Source organism: Crossiella cryophila (genome assembly GCF_014204915.1).
Lineage (GTDB): Bacteria > Actinomycetota > Actinomycetes > Mycobacteriales > Pseudonocardiaceae > Crossiella > Crossiella cryophila.
In genome coordinates this window covers 1998282-2015232 of sequence record NZ_JACHMH010000001.1, presented here as the reverse complement: position 1 = coordinate 2015232, position 16951 = coordinate 1998282, and the positions used below count along the sequence as shown (strand labels likewise).

Annotated in this window: 14 protein-coding genes; 6 read left to right on the top strand and 8 right to left on the bottom strand. The window is 71.9% G+C overall.

Translation table 11 applies throughout. The features are described 5' to 3' along the window. Positions 1-71: 71 nt before the first annotated feature. Positions 72-2807, top strand: a complete 2736-nt coding sequence (locus HNR67_RS46155; protein WP_185001685.1) for an ATP-binding protein — start codon at positions 72-74, stop codon at positions 2805-2807. Here HNR67_RS46155 and HNR67_RS09470 read toward each other — a convergent pair. From HNR67_RS09470 to HNR67_RS09450, 5 genes are all read right to left on the bottom strand, one after another. Then, positions 2776-3414, bottom strand: coding sequence for an adenosylcobinamide amidohydrolase (locus HNR67_RS09470; protein ID WP_185001684.1), 639 nt, complete (start codon positions 3412-3414; stop codon positions 2776-2778). The two genes, HNR67_RS46155 and HNR67_RS09470, sit on opposite strands and share 32 nt — an antisense overlap. After that, on the bottom strand, positions 3411-4361 hold the full coding sequence (locus HNR67_RS09465; RefSeq protein ID WP_185001683.1) for a hydroxymethylglutaryl-CoA lyase: 951 nt from the start codon (positions 4359-4361) through the stop codon (positions 3411-3413). Before HNR67_RS09465 ends, HNR67_RS09470 begins: the two co-directional genes overlap by 4 nt. Next, entirely contained in the window at positions 4361-4891 is a 531-nt protein-coding gene (locus HNR67_RS09460) for a PH domain-containing protein (RefSeq protein ID WP_185001682.1), read from the bottom strand. The genes HNR67_RS09465 and HNR67_RS09460 overlap by 1 nt, the downstream gene beginning before the upstream one ends. Positions 4892-4974: 83 nt before the next feature. Then, on the bottom strand, positions 4975-5856 hold the full coding sequence (locus HNR67_RS09455) for a biotin--[acetyl-CoA-carboxylase] ligase (RefSeq protein ID WP_185001681.1): 882 nt from the start codon (positions 5854-5856) through the stop codon (positions 4975-4977). A gap of 35 nt (positions 5857-5891) precedes the next feature. Next, on the bottom strand, positions 5892-6638 hold the full coding sequence (locus HNR67_RS09450) for a CAP domain-containing protein (RefSeq protein ID WP_185001680.1): 747 nt from the start codon (positions 6636-6638) through the stop codon (positions 5892-5894). A 167-nt stretch (positions 6639-6805) separates the two neighbouring features. On the opposite strand from HNR67_RS09450, the gene HNR67_RS09445 reads away from it, so the two are divergent. Then, positions 6806-8185 carry a sigma-70 family RNA polymerase sigma factor gene (locus tag HNR67_RS09445; RefSeq protein WP_185001679.1) on the top strand — a complete coding sequence of 460 codons (1380 nt, stop codon included), beginning with the start codon at positions 6806-6808 and terminating at the stop codon, positions 8183-8185. Here HNR67_RS09445 and HNR67_RS09440 read toward each other — a convergent pair. Continuing rightward, positions 8182-9228: a questin oxidase family protein gene (locus HNR67_RS09440; RefSeq protein ID WP_185001678.1), complete on the bottom strand. Its 1047-nt coding sequence runs from the start codon at positions 9226-9228 to the stop codon at positions 8182-8184. The two genes, HNR67_RS09445 and HNR67_RS09440, sit on opposite strands and share 4 nt — an antisense overlap. Positions 9229-9336: 108 nt before the next feature. Here HNR67_RS09440 and HNR67_RS09435 point away from each other — a divergent pair, with 108 nt between their 5' ends. The 3 genes from HNR67_RS09435 to HNR67_RS09425 are packed head-to-tail and all read left to right on the top strand — an operon-like array spanning position 9337 to position 12298. Then, positions 9337-10986, top strand: coding sequence for an acyl-CoA carboxylase subunit beta (locus HNR67_RS09435; protein ID WP_185001677.1), 1650 nt, complete (start codon positions 9337-9339; stop codon positions 10984-10986). Beyond that, complete coding sequence (locus tag HNR67_RS09430) at positions 10983-12089, top strand: hypothetical protein (RefSeq protein WP_185001676.1); 1107 nt, start codon at positions 10983-10985, stop codon at positions 12087-12089. Before HNR67_RS09435 ends, HNR67_RS09430 begins: the two co-directional genes overlap by 4 nt. After that, on the top strand, positions 12086-12298 hold the full coding sequence (locus HNR67_RS09425) for an acyl-CoA carboxylase subunit epsilon (protein ID WP_185001675.1): 213 nt from the start codon (positions 12086-12088) through the stop codon (positions 12296-12298). Before HNR67_RS09430 ends, HNR67_RS09425 begins: the two co-directional genes overlap by 4 nt. Position 12299: 1 nt before the next feature. Here HNR67_RS09425 and HNR67_RS09420 read toward each other — a convergent pair whose 3' ends face one another. Beyond that, complete coding sequence (locus tag HNR67_RS09420) at positions 12300-13841, bottom strand: carboxylesterase/lipase family protein (protein WP_185001674.1); 1542 nt, start codon at positions 13839-13841, stop codon at positions 12300-12302. Next, positions 13817-14434, bottom strand: a complete 618-nt coding sequence (locus HNR67_RS09415; protein WP_221489824.1) for a TetR family transcriptional regulator — start codon at positions 14432-14434, stop codon at positions 13817-13819. Before HNR67_RS09415 ends, HNR67_RS09420 begins: the two co-directional genes overlap by 25 nt. A gap of 167 nt (positions 14435-14601) precedes the next feature. On the opposite strand from HNR67_RS09415, the gene HNR67_RS09410 reads away from it, so the two are divergent. Beyond that, positions 14602-16524, top strand: a complete 1923-nt coding sequence (locus tag HNR67_RS09410) for a Xaa-Pro dipeptidyl-peptidase (RefSeq protein ID WP_312989553.1) — start codon at positions 14602-14604, stop codon at positions 16522-16524. The last annotated feature ends 427 nt before the right edge of the window (positions 16525-16951 follow it).

Here is a 16951-nt window from a genome sequence, read left to right as displayed (position 1 = left end):
CAATCGGGTCAACCTGAGTGAGGATCAGGCGTCCATGCTGAAGGCGGCCCGCGAAGAGAAAGAGGGAGTGGGTGGATCTCGTCGGACGTGCGGTCGAGCTGAACGCGGTCGACGAGCTGCTCTCCCTGGCGCACGCGGGCCACGGGACCAGCGCGCTGCTGCGCGGCCCGGCCGGAGCCGGTAAGAGCGCGCTGCTGCGCGCCGTGCTGGCCCGCGCGCGGGCCGCGGGCGATCTGGTGCTGGCCGCGGGCGCGGATCGGTGGGAGGCGGATTTCCCGCTCTGCCTGCTGCGCCAACTGTTCTCCGAACGTTTGCTCGGCCAGGAGATCGACCGCGGCCGGGAACTGACCTCGGTCAGCGCGGGCGGCCGCGCCCCCGGCGTGCCCGCCGCCGCAGTGCGCTCACTGGGGCGGCACGAGACCCGGTACCTGGGCTATGACGCAGTGGACGAGCTGTACCGGGTCGCGGTGGGGCTCAGCGAGAAACGCCCGCTGGTCATCGCCATCGACGACCTGCACTGGGCGGACACCGCCTCGGCCCGCTGGCTGGCCTACCTGCTGCGCCGGATCGGCGGCGAACGCGTGCTGGTGCTGGGCACCACCGCGCCGGCCGAGGTGTGGCCGGCCGATCTGGCCGACCGGTTCGCGCACCACATCGTCCTGGACGGACTGTCCATCCCGGACGTCACCACGATCGCGGGCGCGCTGCTCGGGGTGCCGGTGGCCGAGGGTGTCGGCGCGGCCTGTCACGCGGCCACCGCGGGCAACCCGTTCCTGGTGCACGCCCTGTTGCGCGGACTGCGCCAGGGCGGCGTGCCGCCAACGGTGAGCACGGTGCGCGCGCTGCTGGAGCGGCCGCCGGCGGAGATCGTGAGCTGGCTGCGGCTGGTGCTGGCCGAACTCGGACCGGGCGCCGCCGAACTCGCGGGCACCCTGGCCGCACTGGGCGACGAGGTCGAGCTGGACCTGGCAGGCGCCATCCGCGGGCTGTCCCCGGAGCGGGCCGCCCGGCTGGCCGACGCGCTCACCGAGGCCGGGCTGCTGAACTGGCGGCGGGACCAGGTGTCGCTGCGCCAGCCACTGGTCCGGGCGGCCGCGGCGGCCGATCTGAGCCAGGAGGCCCGGCAGCACGTGCACGGCGGCGCGGCCCGGCTGCTGCACGCCAGGGGCGCGGGCGCGGAACAGGTCGGCGCCGAACTGCTGCGCGCCGGACCACTCGGCGAGACCTGGGCCGCGCAGGTGCTGGAACTGGCCGCGGTCGAGGCGGTCACCGCCGGCCGCACCGGGCACGCCGTGCGCTACCTGCGGGCCGCGCTGCGCGAACAGCTCGGCAACCGGCAGCGGGCCGGGATCCTGGTCCGGCTCGGCTCGGTGCTCAGCCACCTGGACGTGGCGGGCGCGGTGGCCGCACTGCGCCGCGCGCTGACCGTGAGCACCGACCCGGCGCAACGCGCGGAGATCGCCCGCCAGCTGGCCGGACTGCTCTGCCTGAGCCGTCGGCACGAGGACGGGCTGCGGGTACTGACCGAGGTGCGCGAGCAGTGCGCCGACCCCGAGGTCACCGAGGCGCTGCTGGTCGGCGAGGCCCTGCTGGCCCTGCTGCACTCCTCCACCGCCGCGGCCCGGCTCACCCCCGAGGCCGGCGCCGAACTGCCGCCGGTGCTGTGGAGCGTGCGTGCCATCCTGGCCGGGTCCGAACGCGACCAGGTGCTGACCTGGGCCAGTGCCGAGGCGGACACCGCGCTGCTGGCCGGTCCGGCCACCGCGCTCGCACTCACCATCGCCGGGGCCAACGCGGCCGCCGCCGAGGAGACCGACCGGCTCTTCGACGCCGCCAGCTCACCGGCGGACCTGGCCTTCGCACTGGCCGTGCGCACCGAGGTCGGCTACCGGCTGGGCAGGCTCACCCAGTGCCGCGACGACGCCCGCGCCTGCCTGAACGCGCTGGTCCGCTTCGGCCCCCGGTACGCGCACGGCCTGGCCGTGACCGCAGCGACCAGGCTGGCCGACACGCTGTCGGAGACCGGCGATGTGGAAGGCGCGCACCGGCTCTACGAGGAGATCCTGGCCGCCGACCAGCTACCCGGCGGCCTGGCCGGGGCCTGGCTGCTGGCCGGTCGCGGCAGGCTGCGGATCGCCACCGGCGCCGCGGCCGAGGGCGTGGAGGACCTGCTCTGCGCGGGCCGTCGGCTGGATGCCTGGCGGATGCCCAACCCCGCGGTGGTGCCCTGGCGCTCGGCCGCCGCCATCGGCCTGGCCACCCTGGGCAGGCTCGGCACCGCCAAGGCGCTGGCCATGGAGGAGCTGGAACTGGCCCGCGCCTGGGGCAGCCCGCAGGCCATCGGCGGCGCGCTGCGCGTCTCCGGCGTGCTGGCCCGCGGCAGCGCGGCGGTGGAGCTGCTGCGCGAGGCGGCCAGGGTGCTCGCCGAGGCCGAGGCCCCCCTCGAACACGCTCGCGCACTGGCCGACCTGGGCACCGCGTTGCGCAAGACCAACCAGCTCGCCGAGGCCCGCGACCAGCTCCGGCTGGCAGGCGCGCTGGCCCAGCAGTGCGGGGCGACCGTGGTGGACCGGCGGATCAGGGCCGAACTCCGGGTCTCCGGCGCCCGGCCCCGGCGGCAGGCGCACAGCGGCCTGGAAGCGTTGACACCGACGGAGTTGCGGGTGGCCAACCTGGCCGCGCACGGGCTGAGCAACCGGGAGATCGCGGCCCGGCTGTTCGTGGTGCGCCGGACCGTGGAACTGCACCTGAGCAGCGCCTACCGCAAGCTCGGCATCACGAGCCGAACCGAGCTTCCCCCGCCGTGAGCCGCAGCCCGGTGCTGATCGCGGTGTGCACGGCCTGCGCCAGCGCCGACCCGATCAGCGAACGCGGCCCGCCGTACCGTTCCGCGTGGCCATCCGCCGGGCACAGCAGCACCGTGGCGTCCGTACAGGTCCCGGTGCCCTCGATACCGGCCTGCACCAGCGCCTGCGCCTTGGCCTCTGCCACCGTGGCCACCGCGTTCACCAGCGCGCCCTCGGTCAGCCGCACCGGCAGCCAGCCCACCACGTTGATGGTGCCCGGCGGCGGCAACCACACCGGCGGTTCGGCCGAGGCCGCCCACAGCGGCTGACCGACCCCGGTGGTCGCGGTGACGCTGACCCCCGCGCCCTCGCTGAGCACCGCGTGCCGCACGTCCACCGCGGTCAGCAACGCGGTTCCGTTGCCGGACAAGCCGATCCGCTCCGCCATCTGTGCACAGTGGACTTCCGGGTCGGTGCGGTCGTAGCCGGTGGGCACGGTCGCGTTGAGCACCCAGTCCCGCTCGCCGAGGCCACCGCCGAGTACCGCGGAGGAGATGGCCAGCCAGGGCCGGTCGAGTTGCCAGGCCAGCACCGGAAACCCGTCCAGCCACTCGGTTTCCGGCGTCACTTGGCCAGTGCCTGCACCACCCGGGACGGACTCGGCCGGCCAAGCCGCTCGGCCATCCACACGCTGGTGGCGACCAGCTTGTCCAGGTCGACCCCGTGCTCGATGCCCATGCCGTCCAGCATCCACACCAGGTCCTCGGTGGCCAGGTTGCCGGTGGCCGACTCCGCGTACGGGCAACCACCAAGCCCACCGGCTGATGAGTCTATTGTGGACACTCCGCAGTAGAGCGCGCTCAACGAGTTCGCCAGCGCCTGCCCGTAGGTGTCGTGGAAGTGCACCGCGAGCATGGACGGGTCGACCCCGGCCTCGATGAAGCCGCCGAGCACCGCCTCCACATGCCCCGGCGTGGCCACCCCGATGGTGTCGCCGAGGGAGAGCTGCCAGCAGCCCATCTCCAGCATCCGGCGGCCGACCTCGACCACCTGCTGCACCGGGACCGGGCCCTCCCACGGGTCGCCGAAGCACATCGAGACGTAGCCGCGCACCGACATGTCCGCTTCCAGCGCCCTGGTGACCACCGGGTCGAACATGGCGAACTGCACGTCCAGGCTGCTGTTGAGGTTGCGCTGGGCGAAGGTCTCGGTGGCGCTGCCGAAGATCGCGATGTGGTCCACCCCGGCGGCCAGCGCGCGGTCAAGGCCGCGTTCGTTGGGCACCAGCACCGGGTAGATCACGTCCGGGCGGCGGGTCAGCCCGGCCAGCAGGTCCTCGGCGTCGGCCAGCTGCGGCACCCACTTGGGGTGCACGAAACTGGTCGCCTCCAGCACGGACAGGCCGCTGTCGGCCAGCCGGTCCAGGAACTCCAGCTTCACCTCGACCGGCACCGCGCTCTGCTCGTTCTGCAGCCCGTCGCGGGCGCCGACCTCCCAGATGGTCACCCGGCCGGGCAGGTCCTCGGTGTTGACCGGCAGCACCGTGCTCGGCAGCCCCACCTCACGCGCGCCCATCAGCGGCCGTCCTCACGCGGTTGACGATTGCGGACGAAGTCGTCGTCAGGGTCATCGTTGACCTCTCGGTAGAGCAGGGTGTGCACGCGTTCCACGCCGGGGATGTCGTCGAACTCCAGTGGTTCGTCCGAGGCGGACTCCACGATCAGGGTGCCGCAGCCGAGCACCCGGTCCAGCAGGCCGTGCTTGAACCGGACGCTGTTGATCCGGGACAGCGGGATGTCGATGCCGGTGCGGGTGACCACGCCCTCCCGGACCATGATCCGCTGGGTGGTGACCACGAAGTGCGTTGACCGCCAGCGCACCAGCGGCACCAGCACGAAGACCACCACCACCAGCACGCCGAGCGCGCCGAGCACGATCCAGCCGATGCCTGCCCAGCTCAGGTCCTGGATGAGCGCGGCGAGGTAGAGGCCGAGCCCGATGGTGACCAGCAGCACCAGCACCGGGATGAGCAGCATCTTCCAGTGCGGATGTCGATGGACCACGACGTGCTCGTTGTCGGCGAGCAGGTCGTCCGGATAGGCCACGGCTCTTCCTCCAGGAATGGCACACCGTTCGGTCGACGATCACGGTACCGGCGCGCACTGACCGCGCACCCCGGCGACAGGCCCTAACCAGGCACGCCGGTCGGCGTGACCGGCCGCAGGTGCACCACGTCACCTGCGGAAACAGGTTTGAGTTCGCCGGTGGTGGTGCGGATCACCAGGCGGCCGTCCAGGTCCACGTCGGCGGCGAAGCCGGTCAGGTCCGCACCGCCGGGCAGTTCCACCCTGACCTGTTTGCCCAGGGTCGCGCAGGCCGAGCGGTAGTCCCCGACCAGTCCGCACCGGCCGGGATCGCCCTCGGCGTCCCGCCAGTGCGCCTCGGCCTTGGCCAGCTCCTCCAGCAGCCGGACCGCGATGAGCTGGCGGTCCAGGCTGGCGGCCTGTTGCAGCGCGAGCGAGGTCGGCCGCAGCCCACCGGGGCCCACCGGCAGCTCGTCCCTGGTGTGGTGCACGTTGACGCCGATGCCCAGCACCACCGCGGGTTCGAGCTGCCCGGCGACCACCTCGGCCAGGATGCCGCCGCACTTGGCCAGGTCCGGGCCGACCAGCAGGTCGTTCGGCCACTTCAGCCGGGCCTGCACCTCGCACAGCTCGCCGACCGCGTTGACCACCGCGACCCCGGCCAGCATCACCAGCCAGCCCAGCCGCGGGAACGGCACCCCGCCGGGGCGCAGCAGCACGCTCAGGTAGAGCCCGGCCCTCGGCGGGGAGAACCACTGCCGGTCGTGGTTGCGGCCACGACCGGCGGTCTGGGTCTCGGCGATCAGCACCGTCCGGTCGGCCGCGCCGGACTGCGCGGCGGCGACCAGGTCGGAGTTGGTGGATCCGGTGCAGGAGACGACCTCCAGCGCCGCGTACGGCCCACCTGGCCGCACGAGCTTCTCGCGCAGCCCCTCGGCGTCCAGCGGGGGCCGTTCCGCGGGCGCCTGATCGTCCCAATCACGCACCGGGCCAGTGTACGAAAACCCGGGTGAGCAGCCGGTCAGGACAGCCCGAAGTTCTGCGTCCAGTAGAAGCGGTAGCTGCCACCGCGGTGCAGGCCGACCCCGAGCGACTTGTAATCGCAGTTGAGGATGTTGGCCCGGTGCCCAGGGCTGTTCATCCAGGTCTTCATGACCGATTCGGGAGTCTCCTGGCCTGCGGCGATGTTCTCGCCGGCGCCGCTGTTGTAGCCCTCGGCCTTGACCCGGTCGGACGGGGATCGCCCGTCCTGGGAGGTGTGCGAGAAGTAGTCCTGGTTCGCCATGTCCGCGCTGTGCTTGTCCGCGGCCCTGGCCAGCCGGTCGTCCCAGCGCAGCGCGGTGCAGCCGGCCTTGCCGCGTTCGGCGTCGACCAGCGCGCGCACGGACTGCTCGGCCGCGTCCCCGGACGGCGGGTTCGGGGTGCGGCTGGGCGCCTGGCCGCTGGGCGTCGGCTTCGGGCTGGGCTTCGGGCTCGGCTTCGCGCTGCTGGTCGGGTTCGCGCTGGTGGGGCTGGGTTTCACCGAGGTGGTGCTGGTGGTCGTGCTGGTCTCACTCGGGTCGGCGGATGCGGACGGGGCAGGGCCACCCACGCCGGAACCTGGGTCGACGATCCCTGGCGGCAGCGTCGTCAATGCCGCCACCGGCAGCGGCTGCGGCGCCGGCGTGGTCAGCCATACCGCCACACCCACTCCCACCGTCGCCGCGGCCAGCACGGCGATGATCGTCCGGTTCCGCCGCCATCGTCTGCTCCTCTCGAGTGCGGTCACTTGTCAGGGGTTCCTTTCCGGGGTGCCGGACACGGGTAGTGGCTGGGCCCGAGCAGGGGTGCGGGCCCAGCCACTCGTCTGGAGGACGGAAACTCGCCCGGAGGGATTACGGTCTGAGTCGAAAAAGTCCGGGAAAGGTTTGGCACTCGCGTCCGGAGGCCCCGCTCGTGCAGACCCAGGAACCCACTGACGCGGATCTCGTCCGCGCCGCGGCCGCCGGTTCGTCGCAGGCGTTCGCGACCCTCTACGCCCGGCACCGGCCAGCGGTCGCCGGTTTCGTCCGCAGGCTGGTCCGCGATCCGCATCTGGCCGAGGACATCAGCCAGGAAGCCTTCGTCAGCGCCCTGCGCAACCTGACCGACCTGCGCGAACCCGAACGCTTCCGGCCTTGGCTGGTCAGCATCGCGCACCGGGCCGCACTGGATCACCTGCGCAAACCAGGTCCGGCGCTGCTGCCGGAGCTGCCCGAACTCGTCGACGGCGAGGCGTCCCCCGCCGAGGCCGCCGCCGCGCACGAGGCGGCCCGGCTGGTCTGGGACGCCGCGGCCAGCCTGGAGCCGCGGCAGCTCGCGGTGCTGGAGCTGACCGTGCGCGAGGGCCTGTCCGGTCCGGAGCTGGCACAGGCCCTGGACGTGCGGGCCAACCACGCCGCGGTGCTCGCGCACCGGGCCCGTTCCGCGCTGGGCAACGCGGTGCGCATGCTGCTGGTGGCGCGCAACCCACGCCGCTGCCCGCGACTGGCCGAGCTGGTGCCCGGCCGGCCGCAATCGCTGTCATTGCCGCAGCGGATGAGCGTGGACCGGCACCTGCGCCGCTGCCCGCAGTGCCGGGACCTGGCCGGCCGCCTGACCACGCCGCTGACCGTGCTGGGCGTGCTGTTCGCGGGCGCCTCGGTGGCCGCCGACCACCCGGCGCTGCTGCCGGTGAACGCCGGGAACTCCCTGGTGTTCAAGGCTTCCGTGCCGGTCGCACTGGCCGCCACGCTGGCCGTGGGTTACTACCTGCTGCCGCACCCGGTCGAGCAGCCGCAGGCCGCCCCACCGCCCCCGGCCACCAGCACCTCGACCACCACCGCGGAACCCAGCACGACCACCCCGCCACCGCCGAGCAGCTCCACACCGCTGACCTCGACCACCCGCCCGCGCCCGAGCAGCACCCCGCCGACCACCGCCCCGGCCGGCCCCGGCGAGGCGCTCACGGTGCTGATCAACGACCGCCGCTCGGCCGCGGGCTGCCAGCCGCTGCGCCAGGACCCTCGGCTGAACACCGCGGCCCGCCAGCACAGCGCGGACATGATGAAGAACAGCTACGTCGGCATGTCCAGCCCGGACGGCACCTCCATCGACGACCGGGCCCGCGCGGCCGGCTACCAGCAGACCGCGGGCGCCTACGTGGCCGCCTACCGGGAATCGGCCAAGGACATGGCGCCCACGGTCGCCGACGACGGCTCACCCGCGCTGCGCTGCGATGTGCGCTCGGTGGGCATCAGCCGGGCCGTCGGCGGCGAATGCCACTACTACTGGACGGTGATCTACGGCCGGGCCTAGGGCCACCGGTCGGCCATGGCGTGCGCGGCGTGTAGCAGCGCCGCGTCGCCGGTGCGCGCGTGCTCCCGGAAGGCGGCCTCGGTCAGCTTGATCACGTGCGCGTCGCCGGAGGCCACCGCCCGCGCCACCAGCTCCTCGGCGGCCGGCGGTTCCGCCGGCACCACGTCCAGGCCGTCGAGCCGGTCCGGGGAGAACGCGGCCACGATCCCGCCGACCACCTGCCAGGAGGCGGCCACCGCGGGTGCGGCGAACTCGGCAGGCAGGTGCGGCAGCACCAGCCGGACCGCGGCTGGTGCGGTGACCGCGTGGCAGAACTCGATCGGCGCCTCCGGCCTGGCCAGGAACACCCTGGCCGCGGCGCTGATCAACTCGTCCAGCACGGCCGAGGGATCGGCAGGGGCGCCGTAGCCGTCCAGGCCCTCGGCGAAGCCGGGCAGCTCGTCCAGGTGCGCGAGATCGCCGCTGATCCCGCCGCCCAGCCCGATCTTGTCCGGGGTGAGCCGGGGCAGCCGGGCCAGGGCGACGCCCAGCGGGTCCGGGCCGCGCAGCGCGGGCGAGCCGGGCAGCTCCTGGTAGCGGGCGGCCCAGAAACCCAGGCCCTTGGCCAGTTCGTCCACCAGCAGCGGGTCCGGATCCGGCCCGGCCAGCTCCAGCGCGCGCACGCCGTGCGCGGTCCGGATCACCCCGTGCGTGGCGCTGGCGGCCAGGCCGGGCAGCAGCCGCGGCCACCAGGAACGCAGCACCTCCGGCCAGGGCCGCTCGGCGAGTTCGCGGCGGAACAGCCCGGTCCAGTCGCCGAGCCGGTCGATCTCGCCGAGGTGTTCGGGCCAGTCCGCCGGGTCCAGCCGGAACCGTTCGGCGGGCTCTGGTTCCAGGATCGGCCGGTACCGCAGGGCCCAGTCCGGGGCGGCCGCGGACTGGCCGAGGGTCACCAGCGCCTCGGCCGCCATCGGGCCGTGGTTGGCCAGGTAGCCGCGCCGCTCGGCCCCGGTGCCGGCCAAGACCTCCAGGCTGGCGAGGAGTTTGTCCAGGTCATCACGCATGGGTCCACGGTGTGACCTCCAGCGCGGTGGAGGTCAAGGGGTGACGTCGACGTGACATGGGCTACGGGCCGGTAGCTTCCGCCGTGATGCTGGTTACGCTGCCTGGTCATGAGCAGTGCCACCGCGCCGATGGGGCAGCCGCTGGAGTCAGCCCCGGCCGAACCGGACATCCACACCACGGCAGGCAAGCTGGCCGACCTGTACCGGCGCAACGACGAGGCGGTGCACGCCGGGTCGGCGCGGGCGGTGGAACGCCAGCACGCCAAGGGCAAGATGACCGCCCGCGAGCGGCTCGACCTGCTGCTGGACCCGGGTTCGTTCGTGGAGCTGGACGAGCTGTCCCGGCACCGCTCCACCAACTTCGGCCAGGAGAAGAACCGGCCCTACGGCGATGGCGTGGTCACCGGCTACGGCACCGTGGACGGGCGGCCGATCTGCGTGTTCAGCCAGGACGTGACCGTCTTCGGCGGCTCACTGGGCGAGGTCTACGGCGAGAAGATCGTCAAGGTGATGGACCTGGCGCTCAAGACCGGGCGGCCGCTGGTGGGCATCAACGAGGGCGGTGGCGCGCGCATCCAGGAGGGCGTGGTCTCCCTCGGCCTCTACGGCGAGATCTTCCGGCGCAACACGCAGGCATCCGGGGTCATCCCGCAGATCTCGCTGATCATGGGCGCGGCCGCGGGCGGGCACGTGTACTCCCCCGCGCTGACCGACTTCACCGTGATGGTGGACAAGACCTCGCACATGTTCATCACCGGCCCGGACGTGATCAAGACCGTCACCGGTGAGGAGGTCGGCTTCGAGGAGCTGGGCGGCGGGCGCACGCACAACACCAAGTCCGGCAACGCGCACTACCTCGGCTCGGACGAGGAAGACGCGATCTCCTACGTCAAGGCGCTGCTGTCCTACCTGCCCTCGAACAACCTCACCGAACCGCCCGCCTACCCGGGTCCGGCGCTGACCGAGTCCTCCATCGCGGACTCGCTCACCGATGAGGACCGCGAGCTGGACACGCTGATCCCGGACTCGGCGAACCAGCCCTACGACATGCACGAGGTGCTCACCAGGGTCCTCGACGACGGCGAGTTCCTCGAGGTGCAGCCGTTGTTCGCGCCGAACATCCTGATCGGCTTCGGCCGGGTGGACGGGCGCAGCGTGGGCGTGGTGGCCAACCAGCCCACCCAGTTCGCCGGCTGCCTGGACATCGACGCCAGTGAGAAGGCGGCCAGGTTCGTGCGCACCTGCGACGCGTTCAACGTGCCGGTGCTGACCTTCGTGGACGTGCCGGGCTTCCTGCCGGGCACCGACCAGGAGTGGAACGGCATCATCCGGCGCGGCGCGAAGCTGATCTACGCCTACGCCGAGGCCACCGTGCCGCTGGTCACCGTGATCACCCGCAAGGCCTACGGCGGCGCCTACGACGTGATGGGCTCCAAACACCTTGGCGCCGATGTGAACCTGGCCTGGCCCACCGCGCAGATCGCGGTGATGGGCGCACAGGGTGCGGCCAACATCGTGCACCGCAAGACATTGGCCCAGGCCGCTGAGCGCGGCGAGGACGTGGACGCGTTGCGCGCCAAGCTGCAGCAGGAGTACGAGGACGCGCTGTGCAACCCGTACGTGGCCGCCGAACGCGGTTACGTGGACTCGGTGATCCCGCCCTCCTACACCCGGGGTTACGTGGCCCGCGCGCTGAATCTGCTGAAGGACAAGAGGGAGACCCTGCCGCCGAAGAAGCATGGGAACATCCCGCTGTGAGAACCGGTTTGCTGCTGCTGGCCGCCGCCATGGCCGTCGCGGTCCCCGCGCCGGCCGCCGCGGCGGCGCCCCCGGATCTGTGTGTCGCACCGGCGAACCTGGACCTGCGCAAGCAGGCGCACTACGACTTCACGATGATCTACAAGTCGCGCTGCGCCGTGACCAGGAACTGGAACCGCGAGTTCGCTGACCTGACCGCGGACAACGGCACGGTGTCGGTGACCACCTCCACCGCGCTGGCCGGGTCGATCGCCTCGGTGCGCTGGGGCGGCAGGGAGATCATCGGCAGCGGCGGGCACGGCGCGGCCTTCCAGTGGGCACTGCGCCCGCTGGTGAACCGGCTGGACAACCCGGGCGGCAAGCCGGGGCCGACCGAGTGCTTCAACCCGACCCAGGCCGGCAGCCAGGACGATGACCGCGGTACGAAGCCGCCCTTCCACGGCGACAGCACCAGCGCGCTCTACGACCCGAAGCTGACCGGGGCCACCATCAGCTCGGTCAACCGGATGGCCAACTACGTGCCGTACGGCCAGGAAGGCCACCCCAACCCTGGCGAGACACCGAACTGCAAGGCCACCGACTACCAGGAGTTCAAGTCCCCGTTCAGCGACGGCCTGTCCCCTTACGTGCTGTGGAGCCAGATCGCGCTGGCGCCGGACCACGAGCTGCCGCTGCCCAACGTGTTCCGCATCCGCGGTGACATCAGCACCGAGGACGTCCCGCGCACGGTGGCCGGCACCCTGGTCGCCTACACCCACCGGGACTTCAGCGCGCAGTACAAGTACAACCCGGACACCAAGGCGCTGGCCGAGTTCGGCCACGACGAGGGCGGTCAGGACCAGCCGGTGCTGCGCTGCACGCCGACCGGTTCGCACTGCCTGGCCTTCTACCTGCAGCGGTCCCGGTTCCCCGCCTCCGGGACCTACTTCTGGGCGCACAGTGAGGCGCCGCGCGCCTACAACGCCTGGGGCGGGGCCTACACCATGGAGATCACCAACTACACGCACGAGTTCCGCGGCCTCAACGCCGAGGTGTTCGCCGCGGTCGGTGACCGGGAACTGGTGCTGCGCACCCTGGACAAACTGCGGGAGTTGAAGCCATGAGCGAACGTCCCCTGCTCAGGGTCGTCCGGGGCACCCCGGACGACCTCGAACTGGCCGCGCTGACCGCGGTGGTGGCCGGACTGGCCAGCGCACCCCAGCCCGAGCCGGAGCCGGAGCCCCGCTCGGCCTGGGGTGACCGGGCCCGTCTGCACCGCCCGGAACTGCGCCCCGGTCCTGGCGCCTGGCGTGCCTCGGGGCTGCCGCGCTGAATCAGCGCGGGTTCCGCCAGAACTCCAGCCGGTGCTGGGCCGCGAAGTCGACCTGTCGCGTCCCGGCGCCGGGCGCCAGCGCCTGCACGTACTTCTCGCCGCCGAACTCCGCCCAGCGCGGCAACCCCGGGCCGTTCGGATCGCCGGTGCGGGCGAAATTGGCCCAGTACTTCAGCATCCGCTCGGACAGTTCGCGTTGTTCCGGTTTGGCCTTGTCCCGGAAACCCTGGTCCGGGAACAGGTATGGCGTGTCCGCGGCGTGGAATGCGCCCGGCGGCAAGGATTCCGGGAACGGCAGGTACACCGGCGCGTCCCGGTCAGCGAAGGAGTAGGCGAAGGTCTTTCCCTTGCGGGCGGCCAATTCCGCCTGCTCGAAGGTCGCGGTGGCCCAGAGGCCGTCGGTGAGCACGGTGGACCAGGCCAGCGCCGGTGAGTCGAACCGGCTCAGCGGGTACTCGCGCAGGATCGCCGCCGCCCGCCCGCCGAATGCCTCGGTCACCAGGCCCGGGTACTCCGCCGCCGTCACCTTCTCCCGGAACACGCCGACGAAGGTCCGGTGCTCGTCCCTGGTCATCCCGGTCATCACCGGCATCGCCTGGGATCGCCCGTCCCGCAACGCTTTCGCGGGCAGCTCGGGCAGCACCTCGCCGCCGAAGGCGTAGCTCTGGAACATCCGCATCAGCGGGAACAGCTTGTCCACCGGGAGCTTGCGCAGGCAGTCCAGGTCCGCGCAGCCCAGTTCCCCGGCCACGGCCGCGCCCAGCTGCTCGGTCTCGGCCAGCGAACGCCAGATGAACCAGTCCACCGCCGGGATCCCCGGCAGCAACGCGCCGGCGGGCAGCGGCATCAACGCCTCTCCACTGTGGAGGGACGCCCGCTGGAAAAGTCCTTGTGCCCCAGGTGAAACCAGGTGCGCGCTGATCGAGGAGGCGCCGTAGGAGGAGCCGATCGCGGTGACGTTGCCCGGATCCCCGCCGAAGGCGCCGATGTTGCGCTGGACCCAGCGCAGGGCCGCCTGCTGATCGGCCAGTCCGAACGTGCCCGACCCGGCCAGCCCCGGGTAGCCGAACCCGCCGAACACGCCGAGCCGGTAGTTGATGGTCACCACCACCGCGTCCCCGGCGGTGGCCAGCGGCGCCCCGTCGAACAACGCCCCGGAGCCGACCACGCCGTCACCGTGGATCCACACCAGCACCGGCCGCCTGCCGCCCAGTCCCGGCGTGGTCACGTTGAGGTACAGGCAGTCCTCGGTGGTGCTGCTGGTCTTCGCGTACTGGGTGCCCTCCTGCGGGCACGCGTTGCCCGGTTTGGTCGCCTCGCGGACGCCGGTCCAGGCCGCCACCGGCTTCGGCGGCTGCCAGCGATCCGCGCCCACCGGCGGCGCGGCGTACGGAATCCCTTGGTAGCTCAGGTGATTGGCCGCCACCGTGCCGCGCAGCTCACCCGTGTCGATCCGCACCAGCCCGTCCGCCGTCGGCGGCGCGCTCGTGCATCCGGCCAGCAGCAATGCCGCCAGCACTAGTCCCGCTGTTCTCCCGCCCATGTCTCCCCCGGTTCACACGTGGCCAACTCGAACATCCGCACCACCTCCACCGCGCAGGCGGCCAGGTCGAGTTCCGGCTCGACCGCCAGCCTGCGCAGCACCCCGTCCCGCACCGAGCGGATCGCCAGCGCCAGCACCCTCGGGTCGAACTCGCGGAACTCCCCGCGCCGCTGGCCATCCCGGAGCAACTCCGCCAGCCCGGCCAGATCGCTTTCCAGCAGGCCCGGATCCCCCGCGCCAGAACGCAGTGCCGGGCCGATCTCCAGCAGGGCCAGCAACTTCGGCCGGTGCGTGGCCATGAAGTCGAAGTTGGCCAGCAGGAACGCGCGCAGCTGGGCGCCTGCCGAGTCCAGCCCGGCCATCCTGGGCAGCACGTGCTCCCGGAACTCCGTCAGCACGGTGGCCGCCACCTCGGTGATCAGCTCCTCCTTGCCTGCGAAGTGGTAGCTGATCAACCCGGTGCTGCTCAGCCCGGCCCGCCTGGCGATCCGGGCGAACGAGGTCCGCGCGTGGCCCAGCTCGGCCAGCGTCTCGATCGCGGCGGCCACGATCTGCGCCCGCCGCGCGGTCTCGGTGAAGGTCTTTTTGCTCATCTGAGCAAAAAGTAGCACAGCCGAGCAAAACCAAGGACACGCCCAATAGTCCGGACAGTCGGACCTGGCAACTGAAAAGGAGTGGGCCTAGCGTCCAAGCCAGATCACAGGAGGTGTTCGTGACCCACCGCCGACCCGTGCGCGCGTTGACCGCGCTGCTGGCCACCGTGGCCAGCAGCATCGGCGCGCTGACCCTCGTCCCCATGGCAGGCGCCGCACCAGAGCAGGCGCCCCAGCCGCGGGCCGGGGTCAGCGACCCCATCTACTCCTACGCGAACGCGATCCGCGAGACCGTGTACGTGCCCACCGGGTTCGACCTGGACGGGGACAACGTGGTCGACCGGGTCGCCGCGGACATCGTCCGGCCTTCGGAAGCCGCCCAGCAGGGCAAGAAGGTCCCGGTGATCATGGACGCGAGCCCGTACTACGACAATCTGGGCCGGGGCAACGAGAGCGAGAAGAAGACCTACGACGGCCAGCAGCGGCCGCAGGGCTTCCCGCTGTTCTACGACAACTACTTCGTGCCGCGCGGTTACGCCGTGGTGCTGGTGGACCTGGCCGGGACCACCCGGTCGGAGGGTTGCAGCGACATCGGCGGCAAGTCGGACGTGGCCTCGGCCAAGGTGGTCATCGACTGGCTCAACGGCAACGCGGACGGGTTCACCACCAAGGCGGGCAACGTCAAGGCGTCCTCCTCGTGGAGCACCGGCGCCACCGGCATGATCGGCAAGTCCTATGACGGCACCATCGCCAACGGGGTGGCCGCCACCGGCGTGCCCGGCCTGAAGACGATCGTGCCGATCGGCGCGATCAGCTCCTGGTACGACTACTACCGCAGTGACGGCGTGTCCTTCGGCTTCAACCCGGTCGGCCTGGCCAACACGGTGGAGAAGGGCGGCCGCCCGGACTGCGGCGCGCAGAAGACCAAGCTCACCAACGGCGCCACCGGCAATGGTGACTACAACGCCTTCTGGGCCGAGCGGGACTACCTGCCGAACGCGAGCAAGGTCAAGGCCAGCGTGTTCGTCGTGCACGGCCAGGGCGACCTCAACGTCAAGGCGCTGCACTACGGGCAGTGGTGGGACAAGCTCGGCGCGGCCGGGGTGACCCGCAAGATCTGGCTGACCCAGGCCGGACACGTGGACCCGTTCGACTTCCGCCGCTCGGTGTGGGTGGACACCCTGCACCGCTGGTTCGACCGCTGGCTGCTGGGCGTGAACAACGGCATCGAGAACGAGCCAAGGGCCACCATCGAACGCGCCCCCGACACCTGGGTGAACGAACCGACCTGGCCGCTGGCCGGTACTGAGCGGGTGAACCTGCGCATCCGCAAGGGCCAGACCGCGGGCCTCGGCCAGCTGGGCACCACCCAGGCCACCCCCGGCAGCACCGAGAAGTTCACCGACACCGCGGGCCAGGGCTCGGCGAACTGGGCAGCCAACCCCAACACGGCGTCGAACGCCCGGACCCTGTTCAGCACCGGCCCACTGGCCAAGGACCTGCGCATCTCCGGCACCGGCTCGGTGACCGTCCGGGTCACCCCGAACACCAGCACCGCCCACCTCAGCGCGGTCCTGGTGCACTACGGCCCGACCACCATCCGCAACTACGCGGGCTCCGGCGAGGGCATCAGCACCCTGGCCACCGAGTCCTGCTGGGGCGATGCCACCCCCAGCGACAACGGTTGCTACAAGAACACCGCCACCACCACCGCGAACGTGGGCCTGGAGGTCTTCTCCCGCGGCTGGGCCGACCTGGCCAACTCGGAATCCCTGACCAGCCAGACCCCCATCGTGCCCGGCCAGGCCAGAACCATGACCTTCCGCCTGGCCAGCACCGACCACGTGATCCCAGCGGGCCACCGCCTCGCGGTGATCATCGCCGGCACCGACTCAGGCCGCATCGTGGCCCCAGCCAACCGCCCCACGGTCACCATCGACCTGGCCCGCTCCTTCGTCACCCTCCCCATCGTGGGCGGCGCGGCCACAGTGCCCCCCGCGGCCCAGGACACCCTGACCCCTGACCTGCCCGGCCACCTCCCGCAACTCGACCCGGCCGAGCAGACCAACGGAGACTTCGTGCGGCGCTGACACTCCACACGAATCCCAAGGCGGGGCACCCCTCCCCCAGGGGCTGCCCCGCCTTTCTTTTTCACGCGTGTTGGCCGTTCTTGTACGGAGTGTTGGCCGTTCTTGTACGGGTCGTTGGCCGTTATGGGACGGGGCGGGTTGGGGGTTTGGGGTGAAACCCCACGACGAGGGTTCTCGCGTGTTCTCCGTACGGCCTGGAGCTTGCTGACCGCGCCCCGAGGAGCGGCCCCTGCAACCTGCCGCCGCCCTAGCCACCCAAGCGTGACGGGGGCCGCTCCTCGGGGTGTGGTTGGCTTGCGGAAGGCCGTGCGGAGAACACGCGAGCCCTCGGAGCCACGCTGGTTCTCGAGTCGGCAACCCAAACCCATGCCCCGCAACCTGCTTACCCGGCTCTTGATCTGCCCTCCCCCCTCCGGTGGTCTGCCCG